Origin of the sequence: Curtobacterium salicis, assembly GCF_011759505.1 — a bacterium.
GTDB classification, from domain to species: domain Bacteria; phylum Actinomycetota; class Actinomycetes; order Actinomycetales; family Microbacteriaceae; genus Curtobacterium; species Curtobacterium salicis.
Map to the genome: position 1 here is coordinate 444,087 of NZ_JAAOYO010000001.1, position 24,756 is coordinate 468,842.

At 70.2% G+C, this 24,756-nt stretch carries 24 protein-coding genes; 14 read left to right on the forward strand and 10 right to left on the reverse strand.

Annotation, left to right across the window (positions count from 1 at the left end; genetic code table 11):
- Positions 1–49: 49 nt before the first annotated feature.
- Genes E9228_RS02095 through E9228_RS02105 form a run of 3 tightly spaced genes read left to right on the forward strand, consistent with a single transcriptional unit; the run spans position 50 to position 1,881 of the window.
- Positions 50–484 carry a hypothetical protein gene (locus tag E9228_RS02095; protein WP_166778940.1) on the forward strand — a complete coding sequence of 145 codons (435 nt, stop codon included), beginning with the start codon at positions 50–52 and terminating at the stop codon, positions 482–484.
- A gap of 57 nt (positions 485–541) precedes the next feature.
- Entirely contained in the window at positions 542–958 is a 417-nt protein-coding gene (locus E9228_RS02100) for a DoxX family protein (RefSeq protein ID WP_166778941.1), read from the forward strand.
- A 50-nt stretch (positions 959–1,008) separates the two neighbouring features.
- Positions 1,009–1,881 carry a pentapeptide repeat-containing protein gene (locus tag E9228_RS02105; RefSeq protein ID WP_166778942.1) on the forward strand — a complete coding sequence of 291 codons (873 nt, stop codon included), beginning with the start codon at positions 1,009–1,011 and terminating at the stop codon, positions 1,879–1,881.
- Positions 1,882–1,979: 98 nt separating this feature from the next.
- Here the strand turns inward: E9228_RS02105 and E9228_RS02110 are convergent, their stop codons facing one another.
- The gene (locus E9228_RS02110) at positions 1,980–2,660 is read right to left on the reverse strand and encodes an SDR family NAD(P)-dependent oxidoreductase (protein WP_166778943.1); all 681 of its coding nucleotides are present in this window, start codon (positions 2,658–2,660) and stop codon (positions 1,980–1,982) included.
- 118 nt (positions 2,661–2,778) lie between these two features.
- Between E9228_RS02110 and E9228_RS02115 the strand changes: the two genes are divergently transcribed.
- Positions 2,779–3,603 (forward strand): helix-turn-helix domain-containing protein, encoded by an 825-nt coding sequence (locus E9228_RS02115; protein WP_166778944.1) that lies wholly within the window; start codon positions 2,779–2,781, stop codon positions 3,601–3,603.
- An 83-nt stretch (positions 3,604–3,686) separates the two neighbouring features.
- Here the strand turns inward: E9228_RS02115 and dhaM are convergent, their stop codons facing one another.
- From dhaM to dhaK, 3 genes are all read right to left on the reverse strand, one after another.
- Complete coding sequence (dhaM, locus tag E9228_RS02120) at positions 3,687–4,412, reverse strand: dihydroxyacetone kinase phosphoryl donor subunit DhaM (RefSeq protein ID WP_166778945.1); 726 nt, start codon at positions 4,410–4,412, stop codon at positions 3,687–3,689.
- A complete protein-coding gene (gene dhaL, locus E9228_RS02125; RefSeq protein WP_166778946.1) occupies positions 4,409–5,035 on the reverse strand; it encodes a dihydroxyacetone kinase subunit DhaL in 627 nt (208 codons plus the stop codon). Before dhaL ends, dhaM begins: the two co-directional genes overlap by 4 nt.
- Positions 5,036–5,097: 62 nt before the next feature.
- Entirely contained in the window at positions 5,098–6,099 is a 1,002-nt protein-coding gene (gene dhaK / locus E9228_RS02130; protein ID WP_166778947.1) for a dihydroxyacetone kinase subunit DhaK, read from the reverse strand.
- Between the two features lie 430 nt (positions 6,100–6,529).
- On the opposite strand from dhaK, the gene E9228_RS02135 reads away from it, so the two are divergent.
- Positions 6,530–7,204 carry an MIP/aquaporin family protein gene (locus E9228_RS02135; protein WP_208385536.1) on the forward strand — a complete coding sequence of 225 codons (675 nt, stop codon included), beginning with the start codon at positions 6,530–6,532 and terminating at the stop codon, positions 7,202–7,204.
- Between the two features lie 163 nt (positions 7,205–7,367).
- Positions 7,368–8,879 (forward strand): glycerol kinase GlpK, encoded by a 1,512-nt coding sequence (glpK, locus tag E9228_RS02140; protein ID WP_166778949.1) that lies wholly within the window; start codon positions 7,368–7,370, stop codon positions 8,877–8,879.
- 112 nt (positions 8,880–8,991) lie between these two features.
- On the opposite strand, the gene trpD is transcribed toward glpK, so the two are convergent.
- Entirely contained in the window at positions 8,992–10,056 is a 1,065-nt protein-coding gene (trpD, locus tag E9228_RS02145; RefSeq protein ID WP_166778950.1) for an anthranilate phosphoribosyltransferase, read from the reverse strand.
- A gap of 70 nt (positions 10,057–10,126) precedes the next feature.
- Here trpD and ctaE point away from each other — a divergent pair, with 70 nt between their 5' ends.
- The 5 genes from ctaE to E9228_RS02170 all read left to right on the forward strand — a co-directional run bounded on the left by ctaE (position 10,127) and on the right by E9228_RS02170 (position 15,548).
- Positions 10,127–10,765 (forward strand): aa3-type cytochrome oxidase subunit III, encoded by a 639-nt coding sequence (gene ctaE / locus E9228_RS02150; protein WP_110902297.1) that lies wholly within the window; start codon positions 10,127–10,129, stop codon positions 10,763–10,765.
- A gap of 20 nt (positions 10,766–10,785) precedes the next feature.
- Positions 10,786–11,601, forward strand: coding sequence for a cytochrome bc1 complex diheme cytochrome c subunit (gene qcrC / locus E9228_RS02155; RefSeq protein WP_166778951.1), 816 nt, complete (start codon positions 10,786–10,788; stop codon positions 11,599–11,601).
- A gap of 33 nt (positions 11,602–11,634) precedes the next feature.
- A complete protein-coding gene (gene qcrA, locus E9228_RS02160) occupies positions 11,635–12,702 on the forward strand; it encodes a cytochrome bc1 complex Rieske iron-sulfur subunit (protein WP_166778952.1) in 1,068 nt (355 codons plus the stop codon).
- Positions 12,699–14,390: a cytochrome bc1 complex cytochrome b subunit gene (gene qcrB / locus E9228_RS02165; protein ID WP_166778953.1), complete on the forward strand. Its 1,692-nt coding sequence runs from the start codon at positions 12,699–12,701 to the stop codon at positions 14,388–14,390. Before qcrA ends, qcrB begins: the two co-directional genes overlap by 4 nt.
- Before the next feature lie 198 nt (positions 14,391–14,588).
- Positions 14,589–15,548 carry a phosphodiesterase gene (locus E9228_RS02170; protein WP_166778954.1) on the forward strand — a complete coding sequence of 320 codons (960 nt, stop codon included), beginning with the start codon at positions 14,589–14,591 and terminating at the stop codon, positions 15,546–15,548.
- Between the two features lie 38 nt (positions 15,549–15,586).
- Here E9228_RS02170 and E9228_RS02175 read toward each other — a convergent pair whose 3' ends face one another.
- From E9228_RS02175 to E9228_RS02190, 4 genes are all read right to left on the reverse strand, one after another.
- A complete protein-coding gene (locus tag E9228_RS02175; protein ID WP_166778955.1) occupies positions 15,587–17,140 on the reverse strand; it encodes a stealth conserved region 3 domain-containing protein in 1,554 nt (517 codons plus the stop codon).
- Positions 17,141–17,208: 68 nt separating this feature from the next.
- Entirely contained in the window at positions 17,209–17,664 is a 456-nt protein-coding gene (locus tag E9228_RS02180; protein ID WP_208385446.1) for a DUF6804 family protein, read from the reverse strand.
- Positions 17,661–18,284: a GDSL-type esterase/lipase family protein gene (locus E9228_RS02185; RefSeq protein ID WP_166778956.1), complete on the reverse strand. Its 624-nt coding sequence runs from the start codon at positions 18,282–18,284 to the stop codon at positions 17,661–17,663. The genes E9228_RS02180 and E9228_RS02185 overlap by 4 nt, the downstream gene beginning before the upstream one ends.
- Positions 18,281–19,813 carry an SDR family oxidoreductase gene (locus E9228_RS02190; protein WP_166778957.1) on the reverse strand — a complete coding sequence of 511 codons (1,533 nt, stop codon included), beginning with the start codon at positions 19,811–19,813 and terminating at the stop codon, positions 18,281–18,283. The genes E9228_RS02185 and E9228_RS02190 overlap by 4 nt, the downstream gene beginning before the upstream one ends.
- Before the next feature lie 42 nt (positions 19,814–19,855).
- Between E9228_RS02190 and deoC the strand changes: the two genes are divergently transcribed.
- The 3 genes from deoC to E9228_RS02205 all read left to right on the forward strand — a co-directional run bounded on the left by deoC (position 19,856) and on the right by E9228_RS02205 (position 22,292).
- Entirely contained in the window at positions 19,856–20,602 is a 747-nt protein-coding gene (gene deoC / locus E9228_RS02195; protein ID WP_425248363.1) for a deoxyribose-phosphate aldolase, read from the forward strand.
- A 100-nt stretch (positions 20,603–20,702) separates the two neighbouring features.
- Entirely contained in the window at positions 20,703–21,662 is a 960-nt protein-coding gene (locus E9228_RS02200) for an ROK family protein (protein ID WP_166778958.1), read from the forward strand.
- A gap of 78 nt (positions 21,663–21,740) precedes the next feature.
- Positions 21,741–22,292: a type IV toxin-antitoxin system AbiEi family antitoxin gene (locus E9228_RS02205; protein ID WP_166778959.1), complete on the forward strand. Its 552-nt coding sequence runs from the start codon at positions 21,741–21,743 to the stop codon at positions 22,290–22,292.
- Positions 22,293–22,362: 70 nt separating this feature from the next.
- Here the strand turns inward: E9228_RS02205 and E9228_RS02210 are convergent, their stop codons facing one another.
- Complete coding sequence (locus tag E9228_RS02210) at positions 22,363–24,717, reverse strand: RelA/SpoT family protein (RefSeq protein WP_252727496.1); 2,355 nt, start codon at positions 24,715–24,717, stop codon at positions 22,363–22,365.
- Positions 24,718–24,756: the final 39 nt, after the last annotated feature.

Below are 24,756 nucleotides of genomic sequence, written 5' to 3' on the forward strand. Positions count from 1 at the left end.
ACGGGCCTCCCGGCCGTTCCGCCTCCCGACGTGTTAGGTTGTGCGCAACATGATTGCACGCAGCAGGACCACCCACGCAGCCGGTACCGCACTCACCGCGCACGGCACGGCGACGCTCGTCGCCGACCCGCTCCCGCAGCGCGCCAGCCGGATGGCCGACCGCGGCTTCGCCCCCGGCGTCCCGCACGCGGTCCTCGTCCCGCTGCTCGAGGTCGTGTCCGGCACGCTGCTCCCCCGCACCGGACTGGTCGGCGCCGCCGCAGCTGCGGCCGCCACCGCGCTCGGTGCGGTCCGCGTCGGTGCAGACATCGAGGACCGCACGGTGACCACCGGGACCGCTGCCGCCGCCGGCCTGACCGTCGCCGGCCTGAGCGCTGGCGTCCGGGCCACCCGCGGTCGTTCCCGCGCCGGACTCCTCGCCGTGATCGCCACCGTCGTCGTGTTCGAACTCGTCCGTCGGCGTCGCGTGCTCCGGACACGCTGACACGATCACCCCACGTCGATCCGTCCCCTGCCCCATCAACGAAAGGCCCCCGAACCGATGTCCCGTCGCCGTTCCGCCCGCTCCTCCGTCCCCCGCACCGTCGTCCGCATCCTGCTCGGAGCAGCGATGACGTGGGCGGGCATCAGCCACCTCACCGTCGCCCGCGAGGAGTTCCGCGCCCAGGTCCCCGAGTTCGTGCCGCTCGACCCCGACGTCACCGTCCTCGCCTCCGGCATCGCGGAGATCTCGCTCGGCGCCGCACTCATGCTGCTCGTCCGTCGTCAGGCGACGGTCGGCTGGGTCGCCGCGGTGTTCTTCACGGCGATCTTCCCGGGCAACATCGCGCAGTGGATGCACCACCGCGACGGCTTCGGGCTGGACACCGACACGAAGCGCTTCGTCCGCCTGCTGTTCCAGCCGGTGCTCATCGCCGTCGCCCTCTGGGCCACGAACGCACTCCGCAAGCGCCGCTGAGCCCGAGCGGTCGCCGACCCGGACCGTGCGCTGGGCTAGCCTCGTCCGCGATGACGACACGCACCCGGGTCACCCTCGGCCGCCGCGAGGACCTCGGGGCCGACTGCGCCAACTGCTTCGGCCTGTGCTGCGTCGCGCTGGCGTTCACCCGGTCGGTCGACTTCCCGGTGGACAAGGACGCTGGCGATCCGTGCACGAACCTCGACACCGCTGACGGGTGCACCATCCACCCACGCCTACGGGCCGAGGGGTTCCGCGGCTGCACGGTCTTCGACTGCTCGGGCGCCGGGCAGAAGGTGTCCCGACACACCTTCGTCGGCCGGTCCTGGCGTGACGACACGGCGACCCGGGACGCGATGTTCGCGGTCTTCCCCGTCGTCCGGCGGCTGCACGAACTGCTCCGGTTCCTGGACGAGGCGATCACCATCGCCCGTGACCCCCGGGCGGCCCGAACGCTGACGACGCGGTTCGAGCGGGTCCGCGACCTCAGTGACGCCGACCCGGACACGCTGCTGGTCGCCGATGTGGACGCGGAGTACGACGCCGCGCGACCACTCCTCCTCGCAGCGAGCCGGAGCGCCCGTCTCGGTGACGCCGAGGCTCGAGCCGACCGCGCCGGGGACGACCGTCGGGTCGGGCGCCTCCGGGTCGGCCCCGGCGCGGACCTGCTCGGCGCGGACCTCCGTCGGGCGGACCTCCGCGGTGCGAGCCTCCGCGGCGCGCTCCTCATCGGCGCCGACCTGGCCGGGGCCGACCTCCGCCGCTGCGAGTGCATCGGCGCGGACCTCCGCGACGCCGACCTGTCGGGTGCCGATCTCCGGGGCGCGGTCTACCTGACGCAGATGCAGGTGAACGCGGCGCGCGGTGACGCGCACACCCGCCTCGACGACGGGTTCCAGCGGCCGTCCCACTGGGCGGACTGACGCCCCGACCGACGCCCAGACGGACGGGAGGCGCGTGGCGGTCTCGCCACGCGCCTCCCGTCCGTCCCACGCGGCGTCCGCCGGGACGCGGCATCCGTTCAGTAGTCGACGCGCCCGTGCCGGTTGTGGAACTCCCCCGTCGGCCCGTCCGGACCGAGGAGGGCGAGCATGACCGTGGCGTCGGTCCCCTCGGTCACCGTCTGGTGGCCGGAGTGCCCGTTGAAGTCCGTCGCGGTGTAACCCGGGTCGCTGACGTTCACGCGGAAGCCGGGCAGGTTCTTCGCGTACTGCACGGTGAGCGTGATGACGGCGGCCTTCGACGCGGCGTACGGGATGCTCGGCACGTGGAACTCGTCGTGGCCCGGCGTACTGAGGAACCGCGGCCAGCCGACGCCGGACGCGACGTTCACGATGACGGGGGCGTCGGAGGCGCGGAGCAGCGGCAACGCGGCCTGGGTGACGCGGACGATGCCGGTGACGTTGGCGTCGAGGACGGACGCCATCGCGTCCGCCGTCAGGTCGTCGACACCGTGCGAGGTGCCGAGCACGCCGGCGTTGTTGACGAGGACGTCGAGCGCCGGGATCGACGCGAACGCCTCGTCGATGCTGGCCTGGTCGGTGACGTCGAGGCGGACGACGGTGGCGCCGAGGGCACGCACGTCGTCGGCCTCGTCGGGGTTGCGGACGCCGGCGTACACGGTGTGGCCGGCCTCGATGAGTCGGCGGGCGGTCTCGAGTCCGAGGCTGCGGTTCGCCCCGGTGATGAGTGTGGTGGTCATGGGGACCATCGTGCTCGCTCTGTCCCGACTCCCCCAGGCCCCGCTCGACGTGCTGTCCCGCGGTCCCTGGGACTGGCAGTACCACGGTCCCACGGCCGAACCGCGCGAGGATGTCCCCATGAGTGAGTTCGCGGACGTCCTGCGGTCCTGGCGCGACCGGGTGAGCCCCGCCGAGGTCGGCCTGCCCGCAGGTGCCGGCCGGCGGACCGCGGGCCTGCGTCGTGAGGAGCTCGCCGCCCTCGCCGGAGTCAGCGTCGACTACGTCGTCCGGCTCGAGCAGGGGCGTGCGACCAACCCGTCACCGCAGTTGCTCGCAGCGCTCGCCACCGCGCTCCGCCTGACCGAGCAGGAACGTGACCACCTGTTCCGCGTCGCGGGTGCCGCTCCCCCGTCCCGCGGACTCGTCCCCCGGCACATCACGGCCGGGGTGCAGCGCATCGTCGACCGGTTGACGGACGTGCCGCTCGCCGTGTTCACCGCCAGCCACGACCTGCTGCACCGCAACGACCTGTGGGCGGCGGCGACCGGCGACGGCGACCGGTGGCAGGGACGTTCCGCGAACCTCGTCTGGCAGTTCTTCACCGACGGTCACGCCGGCGTCGACTTCGACGACGAACACGCCGAGGCGTTCGCGTCCGACCTGGCCGCGGACCTCCGCAGCGCGGTCGGCCGCTACCCGGACGACCGGCACCTCGCCGAGCTGGTGCGGGACCTGCGGGCGACGAGCCCGGAGTTCGAACGGCGCTGGGGTGAGGCCCGGATCGCCGAGCACCGGACCAGCCGGAAGACCCTGCGGACGCCCGTCGGCCCGATCGAGGTCGACTGCGACACCCTCTCGGTGCCGGGCAGCGACCTGCGGATCGTCGTCTACACCGTGGTGCCGGGCAGTGACGACGCCTCGCGACTCGACCTGCTGCGGGTGACGGGCCTCCAGCGCGTCTGACCTCCGCGAAACGCAACGTGGGCGGCACCGCGCAACGGAGTACCGCTGCGAGGAACCGCCCACGTTGCGTTTCGCGGGAGGGACTACTCGCCGAAGCCGGACCGCACCAGGTCCGCCAGCGCGTCCACCGCGTGACGGGCGTCCGGGCCGGACGCCTCGATCGTCACCGTCGCGCCCTTCGGCAGCGCGAGCGCCATGATGGCCAGCAGACTCTTCGCGTCGACCCCGTTCACCCGGACCGACGCGTCGTGCTTCGCGGCCGTCTTCACGAACTCCGCGGCAGGGCGGGCGTGCAGACCCGACGCGTTGACGAGCTCGACGGTGGCGGTCGCGTTGGTCCCGTCGGCCGCACCGGCGTCGGAGACGGGTGGCGTGCCTCCCGGGAGGCCCGTGGCCGCGTCGTCCGCACCGGCGTCGGTCCCGACCGTGGTCCCGGATGCGCTCGCGGCAGCCGCGAGGACCGCGTCGACGTCACCCCCGGTCTGGGCGGCGACGGCCGCCGCGACCGTCCCCTCGACGACCGGGGCGTCCGAGACGTGCACGCGGGCCCGCAGGTCGTCGTCGAGGAAGTCGAGCGCGGTGTCGGTCGTCAGGTAGGCGGAGCCGAGGTCGCACAGCACGACGACGCCGTCGGTCCCGGCGAGCTGTTCGATGCCGGCGGTGATCGCCTCGAACGAGGTGCCGATGCCGCCCTCGTCGGTGCCACCGGCCGCGACGAGCTGCACGTCACCGGCCATCTGCCGTGCGATGTCCACCGTGCCCTGCGCGACGGCAGCGCTGTGCGAGACGACGAGGATGCCGACGCTCATGCCGCGTCCACGGCCGCGCGGAGGACGTAGGCGCTCGACTGGGCGCCGGGGTCACGGTGCCCGACGGCGCGGTCGCCGAGGTAGCTCGCTCGGCCCTTGCGGGCGACGAGCGCGTCGGTGGACTCGGCACCTCCGGCCGCGGCGTCGGCGGCGGCGGCGAGCACGCGCTCCGGGGTCTCCCCCGCGGCGGCGGCTGCGGCTGCGGCGTCGACGGCCGGCGTCCAGGCGTCGATCATCGTCTTGTCGCCGACCTCGGCCTTGCCGCGGGAGACGACACCGTCCCGGGCGGCGGTGAGGACGGCGACCAGCGTGTCGGCGTCGAGCTCGGTGGCGTCGCCCGCCGCCTGGGCCGCCTTGAGGTACGCCGTGCCGAACAGCGGACCGGCCGCGCCACCCACGGTGGAGATGAGCTTCGTCGCGACGAGCTTGAACACCGCACCGGGGGTCTCGAGGTCCGCGTCGTCGAGCGCGACGACCACCGCGCGGAACCCGCGGTCGAGGTTCTCACCGTGGTCGCCGTCACCGATCTCGCGGTCCAGCGTGATCAGCTCCGCCCGGTGCTCGTCGATGGTGGCGGCGGTGCGGCGGACCCAGTCGATGGCCCAGGCGGTGTCGAGCGACAAGGTGTGTCCCTTCGTGCGGCCGACCGGCGGGTCGGCGTCGTGAGCGGAGTCGTCGTGCGGTGTCAGCGTCCCCAGCGGAGCGACGGCGTCTCCACCGGCGCGTCCCAGAGTGCCGTGAGGTCCTCGTCGAGCACCGTGACGGTGAGCGAGAACCCCTGCATCTCCAGTGAGGTCACGTAGTTGCCGACCAGGCTACGCGCGACCGTGTAGCCGCGATCCGAGAGGACCTCGGCGGCGCGTCGGTAGGCGATGTAGAGCTCGGACTGCGGCGTCCCGCCCATGCCGTTGACGAGCAGGAGCAGCTGCGATCCGGCGGCTGCGTCGAGGTCGGTCAGGATCGGCTCGAGCACGCGGTCGACCAGTTCGTCCGCGGGCGCCATCGGGATCCGCTCGCGACCGGGCTCGCCGTGGATGCCGATGCCGAGCTCGACCTCGTCGTCGGCCAGGGTGAACGACGGCTCTCCGGCGTGCGGCACGGTGCCGGAGGCCAGCGCGAGTCCCATGGACCGGGTCACCTCGTTGACGTGCCGGGCCACGGCCGCGACGGCGTCGAGGTCGTCACCGCGTTCGGCGGCGGCACCCGCGCACTTCTCGACGACGACGGTGCCGGCGACACCACGGCGGCCGGCGGTGAAGAGCGAGTCCTGCACGGCGACGTCGTCGTCCACCACGACGCTCTCGACCCGGATGTCGTCCATCTCGGCGAGTTCGGCGGCGGTCTCGAAGTTCAGGACGTCCCCGGTGTAGTTCTTGACGATGTGGAGCACGCCCGCTCCCCCGTCCACGGCCTTGGTGGCGGCGACGATCGGGTCCGGTGTCGGGCTGGTGAACACCGGTCCGGGGACGGCCGCGTCGAGCATGCCGTGGCCGACGAAGCCGGCGTGCAGGGGCTCGTGTCCGCTGCCACCACCGCTGACGATGCCGACCTTGCCCCGGACCGGAGCGTCGCGGCGGTGCAGGTGCACCGGGTCTTCGACCAGCACGACGTGCTCGGCGTGGGCGAGGGCGAATCCGCGGACGGTCTCGATGACGACGTCCTGCGGGTCGTTGATGAGCTTCTTCATGCTGCGCCTCCGGGAGTGCGACGGGTGTGCGACGGGTGTGTGTCACGGGTCCGACACGGGTGTCCTGCCACCGGTCCACCGCCTGCACACCGCCGACGTCGTCCGGAGTCGGCTCACTGTACCGCCGGGACGTGTCCGCGCCAGGGGCAGTACCGGGCACCTGTGCCGTCGTTCTGCACGTTCGTGCATCAGCGGCGTCGTCCGGGGCGGTGCGCGAGTCCCCGGGCATCCACGACCAGTGCACGTCCGTTCACTTTCACGGGATTGCGGTTCGAGTCCATCGCCCTCCGGAAATTCCCAGCACTATGCTCGGGCTCAATCACTCGACGGGGAGTGCCGGTGCTCAGCCGGGGCCCCCGACCACAGCAAATCGGAGGTACCGGTGGACGACATCGGCGTCAAATTCCTGTCTGAGCTCGTCGGCACGGCGATGCTCATCATCCTGGGTGGCGGCGTGGTCGCCGCGGTCTCGCTCACGAAGTCCAAGGGCTTCGGTGCAGGCTTCCTCATGGTCACGATCGGTTGGGGCTTCGCGGTCTTCGCCGGCGTCACCGTCTCGTACAAGTCCGGCGGCCAGCTGAACCCGGCCGTCAGCCTCGCGCAGGCCATCATCGGCAACATCTCCGTCGGCGAGATGCTCCTCTTCTGGCTCGCGCAGCTCATCGGCGCGATCATCGGTGCGGTCATCGTCTGGCTCGCCTACAAGCAGCACTTCGACGAGGAGCCGGACCCCGCCGCCAAGCTCGGCGTGTTCTCCACCGGCCCCGCGATCCGCAACTACGCGTGGAACCTCGTGACCGAGATCATCGGCACGTTCGTCCTCGTGTTCGTGGTCCTCGCCTTCACGAACGGCAAGACGCCGTCCGAACTCGGAGCGATCCCGGTCGCCTTCCTGGTGATCGCGATCGGTGTCTCGCTCGGTGGCCCCACCGGGTACGCGATCAACCCGGCACGTGACCTCGGCCCGCGCATCGCGCACGCCTTCCTGCCCATCGCGGGCAAGGGCACCAGCGACTGGTCCTACGCCTGGGTCCCGGTCGTCGGCCCGCTCGTCGGTGGCGCGATCGCCGCGATCCTCTCCGGCGCGCTGCTCCCGATGGCGTAGTCACCGCCACACGGCACCACGACGCGGCCGCCGCGCTGTACCTCCCTCGCGGCGGCCGCGTCCCTCCCCTCGCGGGTCACCCGCGCGCAGCACCACCCGAACACCCCGCGACCGGGTCGACCCGTCCCGACCGCAGCACCGAACACCGTCGTAAGGAGCACCAATGGCCGACTACATCGTCGCCATCGACCAGGGCACGACCAGCACGCGAGCGATCGTCTTCGACCACTCCGGGTCGATCGTCTCCGTCGGTCAGAAGGAACACGAGCAGATCTTCCCGCGCGCCGGTTGGGTCGAGCACGACCCGGCGGAGATCTGGGACAACACCCGCGAGGTCATCGGCCAGGCACTCTCCCGCGCCGACATCACCCGCCACGACGTCGCCGCGGTCGGCATCACGAACCAGCGCGAGACGGCCGTCGTGTGGGACCGCACCACGGGCAAGGCCGTCTACAACGCCATCGTCTGGCAGGACACCCGCACCCAGTCGATCGTCGACAAGCTCGCCGACGGGGACACCGACCGTTACAAGGCCATCGTGGGCCTGCCCCTGGCGACGTACTTCGCCGGCACCAAGATCATGTGGATCCTCGAGAACGTCGAGGGCGCCCGCGAGAAGGCGGAGGCCGGCGACCTGCTCTTCGGCACCACGGACACCTGGGTCCTCTGGAACCTCACCGGCGGCACCGACGGCGGCGTCCACAAGACCGACGTCACCAACGCCTCCCGCACCCTGTTCATGGACCTCGAGACGCTGCAGTGGCGCGACGACATCCTGGCCGACTTCGGCGTGCCGAAGTCGATGCTGCCCGAGATCGTCAGCTCCTCCGAGGTCTACGGCCACGTCGAGTCCTCGAACCTCCTCCGCGAGGTCCCGATCGCCGGCATCCTCGGCGACCAGCAGGCGGCGACCTTCGGCCAGGCGGCCTTCGACCAGGGCGAGTCGAAGAACACCTACGGCACCGGTAACTTCCTCATCTTCAACACGGGCACCGACATCGTCCGCTCGGAGAACGGGCTGCTCACCACCGTCGGCTACAAGCTCGGCGACCAGGAGACGCACTACGCGCTCGAGGGGTCCATCGCCGTCACCGGGTCGCTCATCCAGTGGCTCCGCGACAACCTGGGCATCATCGGCAGCGCCCCCGAGGTCGAGACGCTCGCCACCACGGTCGAGGACAACGGTGGCGTCTACTTCGTCCCCGCCTTCTCGGGTCTCTTCGCCCCGTACTGGCGTCCGGACGCCCGCGGCGCGCTCGTCGGCTTGACCCGGTACGTCAACAAGGGCCACATCGCGCGTGCCGCCCTCGAGGCGACGGCCCTCCAGACCCGCGAGGTCCTGGATGCCGTCAACGCGGACTCCGGCGTCGAGCTCACCGAGCTCAAGGTCGACGGCGGCATGACCGCCAACGACGCGCTCATGCAGTTCCAGGCCGACATCCTCGACGTCCCCGTGGTCCGTCCGGTGGTCGCCGAGACGACGGCCCTCGGTGCCGCCTACGCCGCCGGTCTGGCCGTCGGCTTCTGGGCGAACCTCGACGAGCTCCGTGCCAACTGGCAGGAGGACAAGCGGTGGACGCCGTCCATGGACGCCGAGGAGCGCGAGCGTCAGCTGCGCCTCTGGAAGAAGGCCGTCACGAAGACCTTCGACTGGGTCGACGAGGACGTCCGCTGATCGAGGTCCGCTGACCGACACAGCACGAGACGGGAGGCCCGTACCGGTTCCGCAGGACCGGTACGGGCCTCCCGTCGTCGCGTGGTGCGTGCGCGCGAGCGCGCGCTGCGTCTCAGGACGAGGAGGAGACGGGGGCCGCCCCGACCCACTCGTCCAGTTTGCGCATGGCGGCACCGGAGTCGATCGACGCCGACGCGACGACGAGCTGCTCCCGGAAGCGCTGCAGGATCGGGCGGTCCGCCTCGGTCGGGTCCTGGGCGAGACGGAAGGACACCAGGCCGGCCGCCGCGTTCAGCAGGACGATGTCGCGGACCGGTCCGGTCTCCCCCGCCAGGACCGTCCGGACGATCGCGGCGTTCTCCGCCGGTTCGCCTCCGAGCAGGTCCTCGGTCCGGGCGCGGGCGATGCCGAGGTCGCGCGGGTCCAGGTCGTGTTCGGTGATGCGGCCGCCGGACACCTCCCAGATGTGGCTGTGGCCGGTGGTGGTGAGTTCGTCGAGGCCGTCGTCGCCGCGGAACACCAGCGCCGTGGCTCCGCGGGTCTGGAACACACCCGTGATGATCGGCACGAGTTCGAGCTGCGCCACGCCGACCGCGTTCGCCTCGCACCGCGCCGGGTTGACCAGCGGGCCCAGGAAGTTGAACACCGTCGGGACGCCGATCTCGCGCCGGACCGGGGCCGCGTGGGCGAATCCGGGGTGGAACGCGCTGGCGAAGGCGAAGGTCAGACCGACACGCCGGAACGTCTCGGCGACACGCGCGGCGTCCATCGTGAGGTCGAGGCCGAGGGCGGCGAGCACGTCGCTCGAGCCGGACTTCGAGGAGCTCGCCCGGTTGCCGTGCTTGACGACGGGCACGCCCGCGGCGGCGATGACGATGGCGGCCATGGTCGAGACGTTGACCGTGCCGACGACGTCACCGCCGGTCCCGACGATGTCCAGCGCCATCGGGTCGACGTCGAGCGGCACCGCGGCGTCGAGGATCGCGTCCCGGAAGCCGACGACCTCGTCGACGGTCTCGCCCTTCGCGCGGAGGGCCACGGCGAAGGCGGCGATCTGCGCGGAAGTGGCCTTCCCCTGCACGATCTGCTCCATGGCCCATGTGGACTGCCTGATCGAGAGGTCCTCGCGCGCCATGAGCGCGCTGATCACGGCGGGCCAGGAGAGTGCGTCAGACATGGCTCGATCGTACTGATTCTGGAGGACCCGCCAGTTGCCTGCGAAAACACTGTCGGGGGTTTCCGCCATAATGGAAGACGTGACAAGCACCCCTCTCTCCAGATCCGTCAGCGGTCCGGTCCTGAACAGGCCGAACCCCGTTGCCGTGGGGACGATCGTGTGGCTGGGCAGCGAGGTCATGTTCTTCGCCGGCCTGTTCGCGATCTACTTCACGCTGCGAAGCACCTCCCCCGAGCTCTGGGCAACCGAGAGCGCCAAGCTCGAGGTGCCCTTCGCTTCGGTGAACACCATCGTCCTGGTTCTGTCGAGCTTCGCCTGCCAGTTCGCGGTCTTCGCCGCCGAGCGGTTCCAGGTGCACCGCACCAGCTGGAACCCCAAGGACTGGGGCATGACGGAGTGGTTCTTCGTCACGTACTGCATGGGCGCGATCTTCGTCTGTGGGCAGATCTTCGAGTACGCCAACCTCTGGCACGAGGGCATGACGCTCTCCTCGAGCGCCTACGGCTCCGCCTTCTACATGACCACCGGCTTCCACGGCCTGCACGTGACCGGCGGTCTCATCGCCTTCCTCCTCACGCTCGGGCGTGGGTTCGCCGCGAAGAACTTCGGGCACAAGGAAGCCACCACCGCGATCGTCGTGTCGTACTACTGGCACTTCGTCGACGTCGTGTGGATCGGTCTCTTCGCCGTCATCTACCTCCTCAAGTGAGAATCAGGCAGCCCCACAGCATGTTCAACACATCGAAGAAGAACAAGAAGGGCCGTCGCTCCCCCCTGGCGACCGTGTCCCTCCTCGCCGTCGCACTCATGACGACCGGTGGTGCGTACGCACTGTTCAGCACGTCGGCCAACGCCGACGACAGCACCAACACGACGCTGGCCGCATCCAGCCAGTCGCAGGTCAACGAGGGCCAGAAGCTCTTCGCATCGAACTGCGCCACCTGTCACGGGCTGTCCGCGCAGGGCACGAGTGAGGGTCCGTCCCTCATCGGTGTCGGTGCCGCCTCGGTCGACTTCCAGGTGGGCACTGGCCGCATGCCGCTGGCCGCTCAGGGTCCCCAGGGTGAAGAGAAGCCGGAGCAGTTCACGGACCAGCAGGTCGACGCGATGGCCGCCTACGTCGCCTCGCTCGGCCCCGGCCCGTCGATCCCCTCGTCGAAGCTCACCGCCGGTGCAGAGGGCGACGCCGCCGAAGGCGCCGAGCTCTTCCGCATCAACTGTGCGATGTGCCACAACGTCGCCGGTGCCGGTGGCGCGCTGACCGAGGGCAAGTACGCGCCGAACCTGCGCGACGTCTCCGGCAAGCACATCTACGAGGCCATGCTCACCGGCCCGCAGAACATGCCGGTCTTCAACGACCTGAACCTCACCCCGGACCAGAAGGCCGACGTCATCACGTACCTCAAGTACGTGCAGGACAACAAGTCGCCCGGTGGTTTCGGCCTGGGTGACCTCGGCCCGGTCGCCGAGGGTCTGTTCATCTGGATCTTCGGTCTCGGAGCGGTCGTCGCGATGACCGTCTGGCTGACCGCGAAGACCAACTGATCGTCCGTGTCGCACGGCACTGAAGGGAACACCATGGCAGAGCACGACGACGAGGCGCTGAACTCGTCCTCGGCTGTCGAGAAGCACGGCGCCACGGAGCCGGTCGGGACCGCTGTCCTGCCGCACGAGCCGTTCGAGAACCCGGGCGAGCCGCCGCACCGCGCCCGCCGCACCGACGTCGACCCGAAGAAGCAGCGGCTGGCCGAGCGCCAGGTCGCCACGTTCTTCTACGTGTCGATCGTCGCGAGTGTCCTGTCGATCGCGGCGTACATCGCCTTCCCGATCGACTCGAAGGACTTCGGCTCGGTCCGCTCCGCGAACCTCTTCCTCGGTCTCGCCATCACGCTCGCCCTGCTCGCCCTCGGCATCGGTGCCGTCTACTGGTCGAAGACGCTCGTCTCCGACCGCGAGATCACCGAGATGCGCCACACCACTCGTGGCACGGACGCGACGCGGGCGAAGGCGGTCGAGGCCTTCCAGCTCGCCGACAAGGAGTCCGGTTTCAGCCGCCGCAAGCTGATCCGCAACTCCCTCATCGGCGCCCTGGTGGCCTTCCCCCTCCCCGGCATCGTCCTGGTGCGCGACCTCGCGCCGAAGGAAGACCCGAACGAGCTGCTCCGTCACACCTTCTGGAAGTCGGGCCTCCGCCTGACCAAGGACCCGACGGGTCTGCCGATCAAGGCGTCCGACGTCACCATCGGATCGGTGTTCCACGTCATCCCCGAGGGCATGCTCGACTCCGAGGACATGCTCGAGGAGAAGGCCAAGGCCGCCGTCCTCCTGATGCGTCTGGACCCGAAGGACCTCAACCCCGCCAAGGGCCACGAGAACTGGGGATACGACGGCATCGTCGCCTACTCCAAGATCTGCACCCACGTCGGGTGCCCGGTCGCGCTCTACGAGCAGCAGACGCACCACCTGCTGTGCCCGTGCCACCAGTCCACCTTCGATGTCTCGAACAACTGCGAGGTCATCTTCGGACCGGCGGCCCGCCCCCTTCCTCAACTTCCGATCTCGGTCGATGACGACGGCTACCTGGTCGCACAGAGCGACTTCCACGAGCCGGTCGGCCCGTCCTTCTGGGAGCGTGCACGCTCATGAGCAGCACAACGACCACCACCCCCACCACCGAGTCGGCGAACAAGCCGGCTCCTGACCGTGGTTCGCGCCTGATCAACTACACCGCGAACTACATCGACGAGCGCACCAGCATCTCCGGCCTGGTGAAGGAGGTCGGTCGCAAGATCTTCCCCGACCACTGGAGCTTCATGCTCGGTGAAGTCGCGCTCTACAGCTTCGTCGTCGTCCTGCTCTCGGGCACGTTCCTGACGTTCTTCTACCAGGCGTCGATGGCCGAGGTCGTCTACAGCGGCCCCTACGTCCCGCTCAAGGGCGTCGAGATGTCCGTGGCGCTGCAGTCCACGCTCAACATCTCGTTCGAGATCCGCGGCGGTCTGTTCGTCCGTCAGATCCACCACTGGGCGGCCCTGCTGTTCGTGGCCTCCGTCATGCTGCACATGGCCCGCGTCTTCTTCACGGGCGCGTTCCGCAAGCCGCGTGAGCTCAACTGGGTCTTCGGCTTCGTCCTCTGGGTCCTGGCCATGGCCGAGGGCTTCACGGGCTACTCGCTCCCCGACGACCTGCTCTCCGGCAACGGTCTGCGCATCATCGTCGGCATGATCGAGGGTGTGCCGGTCATCGGCGTCTGGATCGCCTACCTGCTCTTCGGTGGCGAGTTCCCGGGCACCGACATCGTCGGCCGCCTCTACACGCTGCACATCCTGCTGCTGCCGGCGATCCTCGTCGCGGTGCTCGGTGTCCACCTCGTGCTCGTCGTCATCAACAAGCACACCCAGTACGCGGGCCCGGGCAAGACCAACGAGAACGTCGTCGGTGTCCCGATCCTCCCCGCCTTCGCCGCGAAGGCCGGTGGCTTCTTCTTCATCGTCGCCGGCATCCTCGCCGCGATCGCGTCGTTCTTCACGATCAACCCGATCTGGAACTACGGCCCGTACGACCCCTCCCCCGTGTCCGCCGGTACCCAGCCTGACTGGTACATCGGCTTCGCGGACGGCGCGCTCCGTCTGGTGCCGCCGCACTGGGAGGTCAACTGGTTCGGCTACACGGTCTCGTTCAACATCCTCGTGCCGATCGCGATCCTCATGGGTCTCATCGTGACGATCTTCGTGTACCCGTTCATCGAGGCCTGGGTCACCGGCGACAAGCGTGAGCACCACATCGCCGACCGCCCGCGCAACGCCCCGACGCGCACCGCGATCGGTGTCGCCGGCATCACGCTGTACGGCGCGCTGTTCACCGCGGCGTCGTCCGACCTCATCGCGACGCACTTCATGGTGTCGATCAACCACGTGATCCACGTGCTCCAGGCAACGACGGTCCTCGGCCCGTTCGTCGCCTTCTGGATCACGAAGCGTGTCTGCCTGGCACTGCAGAAGAAGGACCGCGAGATCGTCCTGCACGGGTACGAGTCCGGCCGCATCGTCCGACTGCCGCACGGTGAGTACATCGAGGTCCACGAGCAGCTGGACGAGTACGAGCGCTGGCGTCTGCTGGAATTCAACGACTACAAGCCGCTGATGATCCGCCCGGACTCCCGTGGTCGCATCACCTCGCTGCAGAAGGCCCGTGCGCGCGCTTCCCGCTTCTTCTTCGAAGACCGCATCGAGCCGGTGTCGAAGAACGAGCTCGAAGCCGCACACGCCGCCCACCACGGTCCCGACCTCGAAGGGACCCACCAGGCCCCGCAGGTCGGTGCCGGAACCAGGTAGTACTTCTCGGCAAGAACACACGAGCCCCCGTTCGCTTCGCGAACGGGGGCTCGTGTGTTCGCCTCATGTCGTTTCGCCTCAGGACACCGGACACGCCGCCCCAGTTCACGGGGCGTTCAGACGCCAGTGCTGGAATCGTCGAGGACGGTGTGGCACTGTGTTGCACCACGCACCCGCTGCCAACGGAAGAAGAGACCGATGGACGCCCGGACGGCTGAACACCCCAGGCCGAACCACTTCCTGCTCCACCTCAGCGACACCCACCTCATCGCCGGCGACGGCGCGCTCTACGGGGCCGTGGACTCCGCGGCACGACTCGGACAGATCATCGCCGAGATCGAAGCATCCGGCTCCCGCCCCGAGGCCATCGTCATCACCGGTGACGTCGCCGACAAGGGCGAACCCGGCGCGTACGTCAAGGTGCGGGACATCATCGAACCGGCAGCCGAACGACTCGGCGCGCAGGTCATCTGGGCGATGGGCAACCACGACGAACGTGGTGCGTTCCGCCAGGAGCTGTTCGGCCTGCAGCCCACCGACCGCCCCGTCGACTTCGTCTACGACGTGAACGGGCTGCGCGTGATCACCCTCGACACCAGCGTCCCGGGACACCACCACGGCGAGGTCTCCCCCGAGCAGCTCGACTGGCTCGCCGAGGTCCTCTCCGAAGCAGCACCGCACGGGACGATCCTCGCGATGCACCACCCGCCCGTGCCGAGCGTCCAGGACCTCACCGTCCTCGTCGAGCTCCGCGACCAGCCGGCCCTGGCCGAGGTGGTCGAAGGCAGTGACATCCTCACCATCATCGCCGGGCACCTGCACTACTCGACCAGTGCCGTCTTCGCGGGCATCCCGGTCTCGGTCGCCAGCGCCACCTGCTACACGCAGGACCTCAACGAGTTCCAGGGCGGCACACGGGGGCGCGACGGTGCCCAGTCGTTCAACCTGATGCACGTGTACGGCCACCAGGTCGTGCACTCCGTCGTCCCGATCGGCACCTACGCCACCGTCGGCGAACCGGTCTCCTCGATGGAGACCGAAGCACGACTGGCTGCCGCCGGCGTCGTCATCCCGTCGGCGGTCGAGCCGGCGCCGGTGACGGCCTCGATGCCGGTGTTCACCCTCGACTCGGTGCCGGTGTCCCCGATCCACCGGTGAGGGCACAGGAGGGCCTCCAGGGGCCCTTCTGTCCACGCCTAGGCGCCGGGGCGCTCCCACGGCGCCGGGAACGGGAAGTACCGCTCGAGGAAGTCGGTGACACGCTCCGTGCGCTCCTCGTCGCTGACCTCCGGGAAGCTGCCGTCGTTGAGGCAGAACATGTCGACGTTCCGCTTCTTCAGCAGCTCGTCGAGCTCGCGGAGTCCGGCCTCCATCGTCGTGTCGATGTAGCCGACGGTCGCGTTCTCCTGGATGATCGCCCGACCCGTGAGCAGCGCGTAGTAGTGGTACAACGAGTTCGTCACGGAGATGTTGTCCGCCGCACGGAACCGGGAGCCGGCGGTCGCTGCGAACTCCGCCGCGAACTCGTGCTCCATCTCGGTCATGATGCTCTTCCGGAGCGGCGTCGCGGCGTGCTCGAGGTGCCGCGTGGTGACGGCTCCGAAGCGCTGCTGCAGCAGCTGCCGGTTGACGCGGGCGGAGTTCTCGAACCCACTGCGCGCCGGGTTGTTCGTGCCGAGCCCGATCCGGGTCGTCGCGAGGATGAACTTCGTCACCGATCCCGGGCTGAAGAACATCGACGGGTCCACCTGGCGCCCGAAGAACATGTCGTCGTTCGAGTAGATGAAGTGCTCGCTGAGCCCCGGGATGTGGTGCAACTGCGCCTCGACGGCCTGCGAGTTGTGCGTCGGCAGGACGGAGGGGTCGGCGAAGAACTCCTCGCTGCGGACGATGCGCACCTTCGGGTGGTCGGCGAGCCACTCCGGCGCCGGCGAGTCCGTCGCGATGTAGATGCGGCGGATCCAGGGCGCGAAGATGTGGACCGACCGGAGCGCGTACTTCAGCTCGTTGATCTGCCGGAAGCGGGCCGGGGCGTCGTCGCCCTCCCCCAGTACGGCGGTCGCCTGCGCGGCCTGACGGGCGCGCTGGTACTCGATCGCGTTGCCGTCCACCCACGAGAAGACGATGTCGACCGGGAAGCGGATGTCCGAGACATGATCGTCGAACATGTGCTCGACGGTGGACCACCCGCGGCCGTACCGTTCGATGTCGACGAGGACGAACTCCTCGATCGGCAGGCTGCGACGCATCAGGGCGTTCTCGACGGGCGCCAGGACCTCGGTCTCGGTGACGCGCCAGAACTCGAGCTGCACGCTCGTCTCGGCGCCGTAGCGCAGGCGGCCCAACGGCTCGAGCCGCGGACGGAACAGTCGGAGCACGGGCTCGTCGGCCGACCCGAAACCGTCGTCGACGACGAGCAGGGCGGCCTTGCCCGGCGGCTTCGCGTAGAACGGCTCCCCGGCGGCGGCGTCCATCACGGCGCTCTCGGCACGCTGGCGGTCGCGCTCGTCGACGGCGATCACCGGACGCTGGTCGTTGCCGCGGATGAGGAGGTGGTCGACATCGCCCGCGGTGAGGGCGTCGTCGAGGAAGAGCAGGTCCTCGATCATCGACTGCTGCGGCGTGAGGTGCCCGTTGATGAGGGTCAGCCGTCCCTTGCGGAGGACGACGTCAGGACGGTCGAGACCGCCGGAGGACGGTCGAGGGGTCAGCAGAGGACTCTCGGTCACCGGCTCGGTCTCGTTGCTCATCCATGCCTTCCAGGTCGTGCCGCCGTGCGCTGTGCACAGCACTTGCGATCCTACCGGGAGGCGCGGCGTCAGTCCGCCGCGCGGGGCACCTTGACCGTGATGCCGACGACGATGAACAGCGCGGCCGCGACGAGCTGCAGTGCCGCCCAGAGCTGGCCCGGGATCGGCAGCACGACGACCGGGTTCCACGACACGGCGACGGCGGCGGTGAGGACCGCGGCCCACCAGACACGCCCGCGGATGGCGAACACCAGCACGATGAGCGCCAGGACCGTGACCCCCCAGCGCGCGAACACGAACGCGGACGAGTCGAGGAACGCGACACACGCCAGGAGCACCACCGCGGCGAGGAGCGACGGCGCCAGGGCCGGCCGGGTGTAGTCCGGGAGCTCTCGACGGTCCCCGCTGGCGCCACGACCACGATCGGCACCGGGAGCGGTTCGAGCAGCCCGCTGTGTGGGCGCCTGCTGGGACGCGGCCTGCTGCGACGACCCGATCGCGGGCCGCCCCTTCCGTGCCGTCATCGGTCCTGCGCGTCCCGAAGATCGGCCAGGGAGATCGGCCGTGACATCGGCGGCAGCTCCCGGACCCGCTCGAGCGCCGGGACGAGCTCGGCGACGTAGGCGCGGTACCCGTCCTCGTCGAGGTGCAGGCCGTCGTCGGTGAACCGTTCGTCGAGGTGGTCGCCGTCGGCCAGGGCCGGCCAGACGTCGAGGTACTGCGCGTGGCAGGTCGCGACGAACTGGCGGAGGTGTCGGTTCGCCTGCTCGATCTTCTGCGTGTACTCGGCCTGCCGCGGCAGGATCGACACCAGCAGCAGCCGGACGCCCGGCAGCGCACGGCGGAGCGCCACGAGTGCCGACTCGACGTTCCGGACGACGTGCTCCGCGCTCGCGCGGTGGTGGCCGAAGTCGTTGGTCCCGATCAGCAGGACGATGACCTCGGGCGCTGCCTGCACGACCTCGTCCAGCCGCGCCAGGACGCCGTCCGTGGTGTCGCCGTCGACACCGAGGTTGATCGTCCGCTCGTCCGGCAGCCACTGACCCCAGTCGCCGCCCGCGGTGATGCTGTCACCGAGGAACAGGACACCGCCGCCCGTGTCGCGGCCACCGGGGCCGCGTCCGTCCGTACCGTCGTCGCTCATGCCGCCTCCTCGTGCGCTGGCTGCGCGTCGTCATTCTGGTACGTGGAGTTGCGCTGCGTCGAGTCGGTGCGGTGCGCCTCCCGTTCGGCCCGGGCGGTGATCCGCTCGACCATGCCCGGGAAGATGACGCCGTGGAACGGCAGGATGCCGTACCAGTAGAGCCGACCGGCGAGGCCCTGCGGGAAGTAGACCGCCCGCTGGTGGTAGTCGCTGCCACCGTCGTCGGCCGGGGTGACCGTCATCTCGAGCCAGGCGCGGCCCGGCGACTTGAACTCGGCGCGGAGGCGCAGGTACCGACCGCGGACGAGCCGCTCGACGCGCCACCAGTCGAGCGCGTCGCCCTGCTCGAGCCGCTTCGGGTCGCGACGGCCACGGTTCAGGCCGACGCCGCCGGCGATCTTGTCGAGCCAGCCGCGGGCGACCCAGGCGAGCGGGAACGAGTACCAGCCGTTCTCGCCGCCGATCGACTCGACGACACTCCACACGGCCTCCGGCGGAGCCGACGAGTGACGTTTGCGGTCGTCGACGTAGACGGTGTGGCCGGCCCAGTCCGGATCGCTCGGCAGCGGGTCGGCCGAGCCGCTCGAGAGCGTCGCGTTCCGCCAGCTGGTCTCGACCTCGCCCTTGCGCATCTTCGTCAGGGCGAGCCGGACGGCGCGGCGGTACGAGGTGAGTCCGCCCTCGGGCTGCGGGATGACGTCGTCGATGTCGTGTTCCCGCTGCACGCACTCGAACTGCAGCGACTCGATGATCGGCGTCGCGAGCTTGCGCGGGATCGGCGTCACGACGTTGAACCAGTGCGCCGCGAGTCGGGGGGTGAGCACCGGGAGGACCGAGATGGGTCGCTGGGGCAGCTTCGCCTCGACCGCGTAGCCGTTGAGCATCTGGCCGTAGCGCAGGACGTCGGGGCCGCCGATGTCGAACGTGCGGTTGACGTCGGCCGGGATCGTGAGCGCCTCGACGAGGTAGTAGAGGACGTCGCGCACCGCGATCGGCTGGATGCGGTTCCGCACCCAGCGGGGTGCGGGCATCCACGGCAGGACGTCGGTCAGGTGGCGGATCATCTCGAACGAGGTGCTGCCGGAACCGATCACCACGCCGGCCTGCAGCGCGACTGTCGGGACGCCGGAGCCGAGGAGGATCTCGCCGACCTCTTTCCGGCTGCGGAGGTGCTTGCTGAGGTCGCCGTCGGGGTGCAGTCCGCCGAGGTACACGAAGCGGCGGACACCGGCGTCGTGGGCGACACGGGCCATCGTCTGCGCGGCGTCGCGTTCGGCCTGCTCGAAGTCGCCGTCGGCGCCCATAGCGTGGGCGAGGTAGTAGACGGCCTCGATCCCGGCGACCGCCTCGGCGACGGCGTCGGCGTCCTGGAGGTCGCCCTCGGCCACCTCGACCCGGTCGCTCCAGGGGACGTCCTGGAGCTTGCGGGGGTTGCGGACGAGGACCCGGACGTCGTGCCCGGCATCGAGGAGTCTGGGGACCAGTCGACCACCGATGTACCCGGTGGCCCCGGTGACGAGGACGCGCATGCTCCGCACGGTACGCCCCACGCCTGCTTGTAGGCTTGCCGCGTGGCCACCGCAGCGTTCCCCGACAACTCGACCGACATCGACGCTGATTCGGTGCGTCGTCTCATCGACCATGCGATCCTCAAGCCCGAGCTGAGCCGCTCCGACGTCGACGCGCAGCTCGACGAGGCCGCCGCGTACCGTGTCTTCAGCGTGTGCGTCCGCCCGGGTGACGTCCTGCACGCCGTCGAGCGCCTCCAGGGCACCGGCGTCGGTGTCGGGACGGTCATCGGGTTCCCGCACGGCACCACGTCGACCGCGGCCAAGGTCGCCGAGTCGCTGCAGGCACTCGCCGACGGTGCCTTCGAGCTGGACATGGTGCAGGACATCGGCGCTGCGAAGTCGGGCGACTGGCAGCGCGTCGAGCAGGACGTCCACGCCGTCGTGGACGCGGCCGGCGACACCGTCGTCAAGGTCATCCTCGAGACCGCCTACCTGAGCGACGACGAGATCGTCGCCGCCAGCCGCGCCGCCGTCGCCGGGGGTGCCGCGTTCGTGAAGACCTCGACCGGGTTCGCCGGCGGTGGCGCCACCGCCGAGCACATCCGGCTGATGCGCGAGACGGTCGGCCCCGACACCGGGGTCAAGGCGTCCGGCGGCGTCCGTGGTCTCGACACCCTGATCGAGATGGTCCACGCGGGCGCGAGCCGCATCGGCACCAGCGCCTCCGCCCGCATCCTCGACGAGGTCGCCCACCGCAGTGCGACCGGTGCAGCCTCCGACCGCGGCGACGACGCCTCGTCCTACTGACTCCCCTCCCCCACCTGACCTGACCAGGCCGGCCCCGTCCGGACGTGACGACACGTCCCGGACCGCCACCGAGCCTCCCGACCGCCACACCGGAGTGCGCATGTCCAGCCCCACGACCCCGTCCGAGTCCCGGAACCTGGCCCTCGCCGTCGACCTCGGCGGCACGAAGGTCGAAGCCGCGCTCGTCACCGACCAGGGTGTCGTCCTGCCCGCCACCCGGCACCGGAGCCCGACCGGCCAGGGACGCACCTCCGAGGAGCTGCAGGCCGCCGTGGACGAGGTCGTCGTCGCGACCCTCGCCGCCCTCCCGGCCGACGCCACCCTCGTCGGCGTCGGGATCGGCTCCGCCGGACCGGTCGACGAGGAGCACGGCCTGGTCTCCCCGCTGAACATGCCGGTGTGGCGCGGCTACCCGCTCCGCGACCGTGTCGCCGCCCACGTCCCCGCCGGTGTGCCCGTCACGCTGCGCATGGACGGCCTGGCGATCACGCTCGCCGAGCACTGGGTCGGCGCCGCGCAGGGCTCCGACCACGTCATGGGCATGATCGTCTCGACCGGTGTCGGCGGCGGGCTCATCCTGCACGGCCGGACCGTCAGCGGGCCGACCGGCAACGCCGGCCACATCGGCCACGTCGAGTGCGGTGGGTACGACGACCCGTGCGCGTGCGGTGGCACCGGCTGCCTGGAGGCTGTGGCCAGTGGCCCGAAGACCGTCGCCTGGGCCCGTCGCCAGGGGTTCGCGGGCACCACCGGCGAAGAGCTCGCGGCGGCTTACGCGGCCGGGGACGAGGTCGCCGTGGCCGCGGTCAAGCGGAGCGGTCGCGCGCTCGGTCAGGCCATCGCGGCCGCGACGAGCCTGGTCGACCTGGAGGTCGTGGCGATCGGCGGCGGTTTCTCACACGTCTCCCCCGACCTGTTCGAGTACGCCCGGCAGGCCGTCGCCGAGCGGGTCGAGTTCCCGTTCGTGACGAAGGTGCGGATCGTCCCGACCGGCCTGTCGCAGGACGGCCCGCTGATCGGTGCCGCAGCGCTCGTGCACCGCGCCGACGTCCTGCGCTGATCCGTCGCCCGGGGTCGACACCCGGGTGCTTGTCCACACGTGCGCCAGCGGGCGTCCGGGGTGCGGGATCATGTGCTCGTGCCCTCTCCCCGACTCGTCACGACGGACGACTGGCCGGCGGCGGAGCTGCACGCTGCGGTCCTCGCCGGTGACCTCGTGGCGGTCGGTGCGTGCTGGGCGTCGATCGCGGAACCGCAGGACGCGGCCCTCCGGGCGGCCTCGTACTCCTGGAGCGTCGGCGACCCGCGCCTCGTCGCCGGAGGGTTGAGCGCCGCGTGGATCTGGGGCGCGTCCTCGCGGCCGCCGGTCCCCCACGACACGTGTGTGCCGGCGGACGAACGGTTCCGGCAGCGTGGCGCGTGGTCGTCGCTCCGTGAGATCGCGCTCGAGGACACCGACGTGACGGTCTGTGCCGACGCCCGGGTCCTGACGCCCGGAGCCACCGCGCTCGACCTGCTCCGCGCGCGCGGACCGTTCACGACGCGCGCCGCCGATGCGCTGCGTGGCCTCGTGGACGCCGCCGGGGTCGAGCCGTCGGCGCTGGCGCGCGCGCTCCGTCTGACGGAGCGGGCACCGATGGGCCGACAGGCGCAACGACGGTTCCGCGACGCGGGCTTCGCGCTGCGCTGAGCCTCAGCCCGCGCTGAACCTCGGCCGCGCTGCGCGTCAGCCCGCGCTGCGCGTCAGCCGGCGTTGCGCGTCAGCCCGCGCTGACCCGGTAGACGTCGTAGACGGCGTCGATGCGACGGACAGCGTTGAGCACCCGGTCGAGGTGCGTCGTGTCCCCCATCTCGAACACGAACCGGGACAGCGCCAGTCGGTCAGACGACGTCGACACCGTCGCGGACAGGATGTTCACGTGGTGGTCGGTCAGCACGCGGGTGACGTCGCTGAGCAGCCCCGAGCGATCGAGCGCCTCGATCTGGATCTGGACGAGGAACACCGACTTCGACGACGGCGCCCACTCGACCTCGATCATCCGGTCGGGCTCGTTCATCAGCGACTTGACGTTCGTGCACGACGCCTGGTGGACCGAGACGCCCTGGCCGCGGGTGATGAAGCCCACGATCTGGTCACCCGGTACCGGGGTGCAGCACTTCGCGAGCTTGACGAGGATGTCGGGTGCGCCACGGACGAGGACACCGCTGTCGCTGTTGCGCAGCTGGCGGCTCGTGACGTGCCGCGGGAACGAGAGCTCGGGTTCGTCGGTCTCGGTCTCCGTCTGGATGCTGCCGAGCGCCTTCTCGATGACGGACTGGCTCGACACGTGGCCTTCGCCGACCGCCGCGTACAGCGCGGAGACGTCGTCGTACCGCATCGCCGACGCCACCTCGGAGATGGTGTCCTGGCTCATGATGCGCTGGAGCGGCAGGTTCTGCTTGCGCATCGCTCGGGCGATCGCGTCACGACCCTGCTCGATCGCCTCTTCGCGGCGCTCCTTGGTGAACCACTGCTTGATCTTGTTGCGGGCACGGGGACTGCGGACGAACGTCAGCCAGTCCTGGCTCGGTCCGGAGTCGGGGTTCTTCGACGTGAAGATCTCGACCACGTCACCGCTCGACAGTGCGCTCTCGAGGGGCACGAGACGACCGTTGACCTTGGCGCCCATGGTGCGGTGCCCGATCTCGGTGTGCACGGCGTAGGCGAAGTCGACCGGGGTCGCGCCGGCCGGCAGGCCGATGACCTTGCCCTGCGGCGTGAAGACGTAGGTCTCCTTCGCGCCGATCTCGTACCGCAACGAGTCGAGGAATTCGGCCGGGTCGCTGGTCTCCGCCTGCCAGTCCGTGATGTGCGCGAGCCAGGCCATGTCCTGGTCGGACTGGGTCGAGGTCTCGGCGTCCCGTCCGGTGACACGCTGCTTGTACTTCCAGTGCGCGGCGACACCGAACTCGGCACGCTGGTGCATCTCGTGCGTGCGGATCTGGATCTCGACCGCACGACCCTGCGGCCCCAGCACCGAGGTGTGCAGCGACTGGTAGAGGTTGAACTTCGGCGTCGCGATGTAGTCCTTGAAGCGACCGGGCAGCGGCGTCCACCGCGCGTGCACGGCACCGAGCATGGCGTAGCAGTCACGCACCGTCGGGACCAGGACCCGGATGCCGACGAGGTCGTAGATCTCGTCGAACTCGCGACCGCGGACGATCATCTTCTGGTAGATCGAGTAGTACTGCTTCGGGCGACCCATCACGTCGCCACGGATCTTCGCGGCCTTCAGGTCCTTCTTCAGGGTGCCCGTGACGTTCTGCACGAACTGCTCGCGCTTGGGCTGCCGCTCCTTGACCAGGCTGTCGATCTCGACGTACAGCTTCGGGTGCAGCACCGCGAAGGACAGGTCCTCGAGCTCGAGCTTGATCATCTGGATCCCGAGGCGGTGCGCGAGCGGCGCGTAGATCTCCAGGGTCTCCTTCGCCTTCCGCGAGGCGGAGGCGGACTCCACGAAGCCCCAGGTCCGGGCGTTGTGCAGGCGGTCGGCGAGCTTGATCACGAGCACCCGGATGTCCTTCGACATCGCGATGACCATCTTGCGGACGGTCTCGGCCTGAGCGCTGTCGCCGTACTTGACCTTGTCGAGCTTGGTGACGCCGTCGACGAGCATGGCGATCTCGTCGCCGAAGTCCTCGCGCAACTGGTCGAGCTGGTAGTCGGTGTCTTCGACGGTGTCGTGCAGCAGTGCGGCCGCGATGGTGATCGTGCCGATGCCCAGGTCGGCCAGGATCTGCGCCACGGCGACGGGGTGCGTGATGTACGGCTCCCCCGACTTCCGCTTCTGCCCGTCGTGCGCACGCTCGGCGACGGAGTACGCACGCTCGATGAGCGTCGTGTCCGCCTTCGGGTGGTGCGACCGGACCGTGCGGATCAGGGTGTCGACGGCGCCAGCGGGCTGCGCGCGCGAGAAGAGCCGGGGCAGCAACGAACGGAGCGAGCCGAGGTTGCCGGTGGTGTTCGCGCCGAGCGGCGGGCTGGTCGGCCGCGGCGAGGAGCCGGGACCGGCGGCGTCACCGGGCCGGGAGGCTGCGCCGGCATCCGGCTGCGAGGACTCACGCGTGTCGGTCATGCTGCGCCTCCCGGGACTCGATCCGACAACACTACGCGC

Coding starts and splice junctions, on each gene's coding strand:
- E9228_RS02110 (WP_166778943.1), bottom strand. CDS start 2,660: ATGACCACCACACTCATCACCGGGGCGAACCGCAGCCTCGGACTCGAG.
- dhaM (WP_166778945.1), bottom strand. CDS start 4,412: ATGAGCGTCGGCATCCTCGTCGTCTCGCACAGCGCTGCCGTCGCGCAG.
- E9228_RS02200 (WP_166778958.1), top strand. CDS start 20,703: ATGTCCAGCCCCACGACCCCGTCCGAGTCCCGGAACCTGGCCCTCGCC.
- E9228_RS02185 (WP_166778956.1), bottom strand. CDS start 18,284: ATGAGCGACGACGGTACGGACGGACGCGGCCCCGGTGGCCGCGACACG.
- glpK (WP_166778949.1), top strand. CDS start 7,368: ATGGCCGACTACATCGTCGCCATCGACCAGGGCACGACCAGCACGCGA.
- E9228_RS02180 (WP_208385446.1), bottom strand. CDS start 17,664: ATGACGGCACGGAAGGGGCGGCCCGCGATCGGGTCGTCGCAGCAGGCC.
- dhaK (WP_166778947.1), bottom strand. CDS start 6,099: ATGAAGAAGCTCATCAACGACCCGCAGGACGTCGTCATCGAGACCGTC.
- ctaE (WP_110902297.1), top strand. CDS start 10,127: ATGGAAGACGTGACAAGCACCCCTCTCTCCAGATCCGTCAGCGGTCCG.
- E9228_RS02095 (WP_166778940.1), top strand. CDS start 50: ATGATTGCACGCAGCAGGACCACCCACGCAGCCGGTACCGCACTCACC.
- qcrB (WP_166778953.1), top strand. CDS start 12,699: ATGAGCAGCACAACGACCACCACCCCCACCACCGAGTCGGCGAACAAG.
- trpD (WP_166778950.1), bottom strand. CDS start 10,056: ATGTCTGACGCACTCTCCTGGCCCGCCGTGATCAGCGCGCTCATGGCG.
- qcrA (WP_166778952.1), top strand. CDS start 11,635: ATGGCAGAGCACGACGACGAGGCGCTGAACTCGTCCTCGGCTGTCGAG.
- E9228_RS02190 (WP_166778957.1), bottom strand. CDS start 19,813: ATGCGCGTCCTCGTCACCGGGGCCACCGGGTACATCGGTGGTCGACTG.
- E9228_RS02115 (WP_166778944.1), top strand. CDS start 2,779: ATGAGTGAGTTCGCGGACGTCCTGCGGTCCTGGCGCGACCGGGTGAGC.
- E9228_RS02175 (WP_166778955.1), bottom strand. CDS start 17,140: ATGAGCAACGAGACCGAGCCGGTGACCGAGAGTCCTCTGCTGACCCCT.
- E9228_RS02105 (WP_166778942.1), top strand. CDS start 1,009: ATGACGACACGCACCCGGGTCACCCTCGGCCGCCGCGAGGACCTCGGG.
- qcrC (WP_166778951.1), top strand. CDS start 10,786: ATGTTCAACACATCGAAGAAGAACAAGAAGGGCCGTCGCTCCCCCCTG.
- E9228_RS02210 (WP_252727496.1), bottom strand. CDS start 24,717: ATGACCGACACGCGTGAGTCCTCGCAGCCGGATGCCGGCGCAGCCTCC.
- E9228_RS02170 (WP_166778954.1), top strand. CDS start 14,589: ATGGACGCCCGGACGGCTGAACACCCCAGGCCGAACCACTTCCTGCTC.
- E9228_RS02100 (WP_166778941.1), top strand. CDS start 542: ATGTCCCGTCGCCGTTCCGCCCGCTCCTCCGTCCCCCGCACCGTCGTC.
- E9228_RS02135 (WP_208385536.1), top strand. CDS start 6,530: ATGCTCATCATCCTGGGTGGCGGCGTGGTCGCCGCGGTCTCGCTCACG.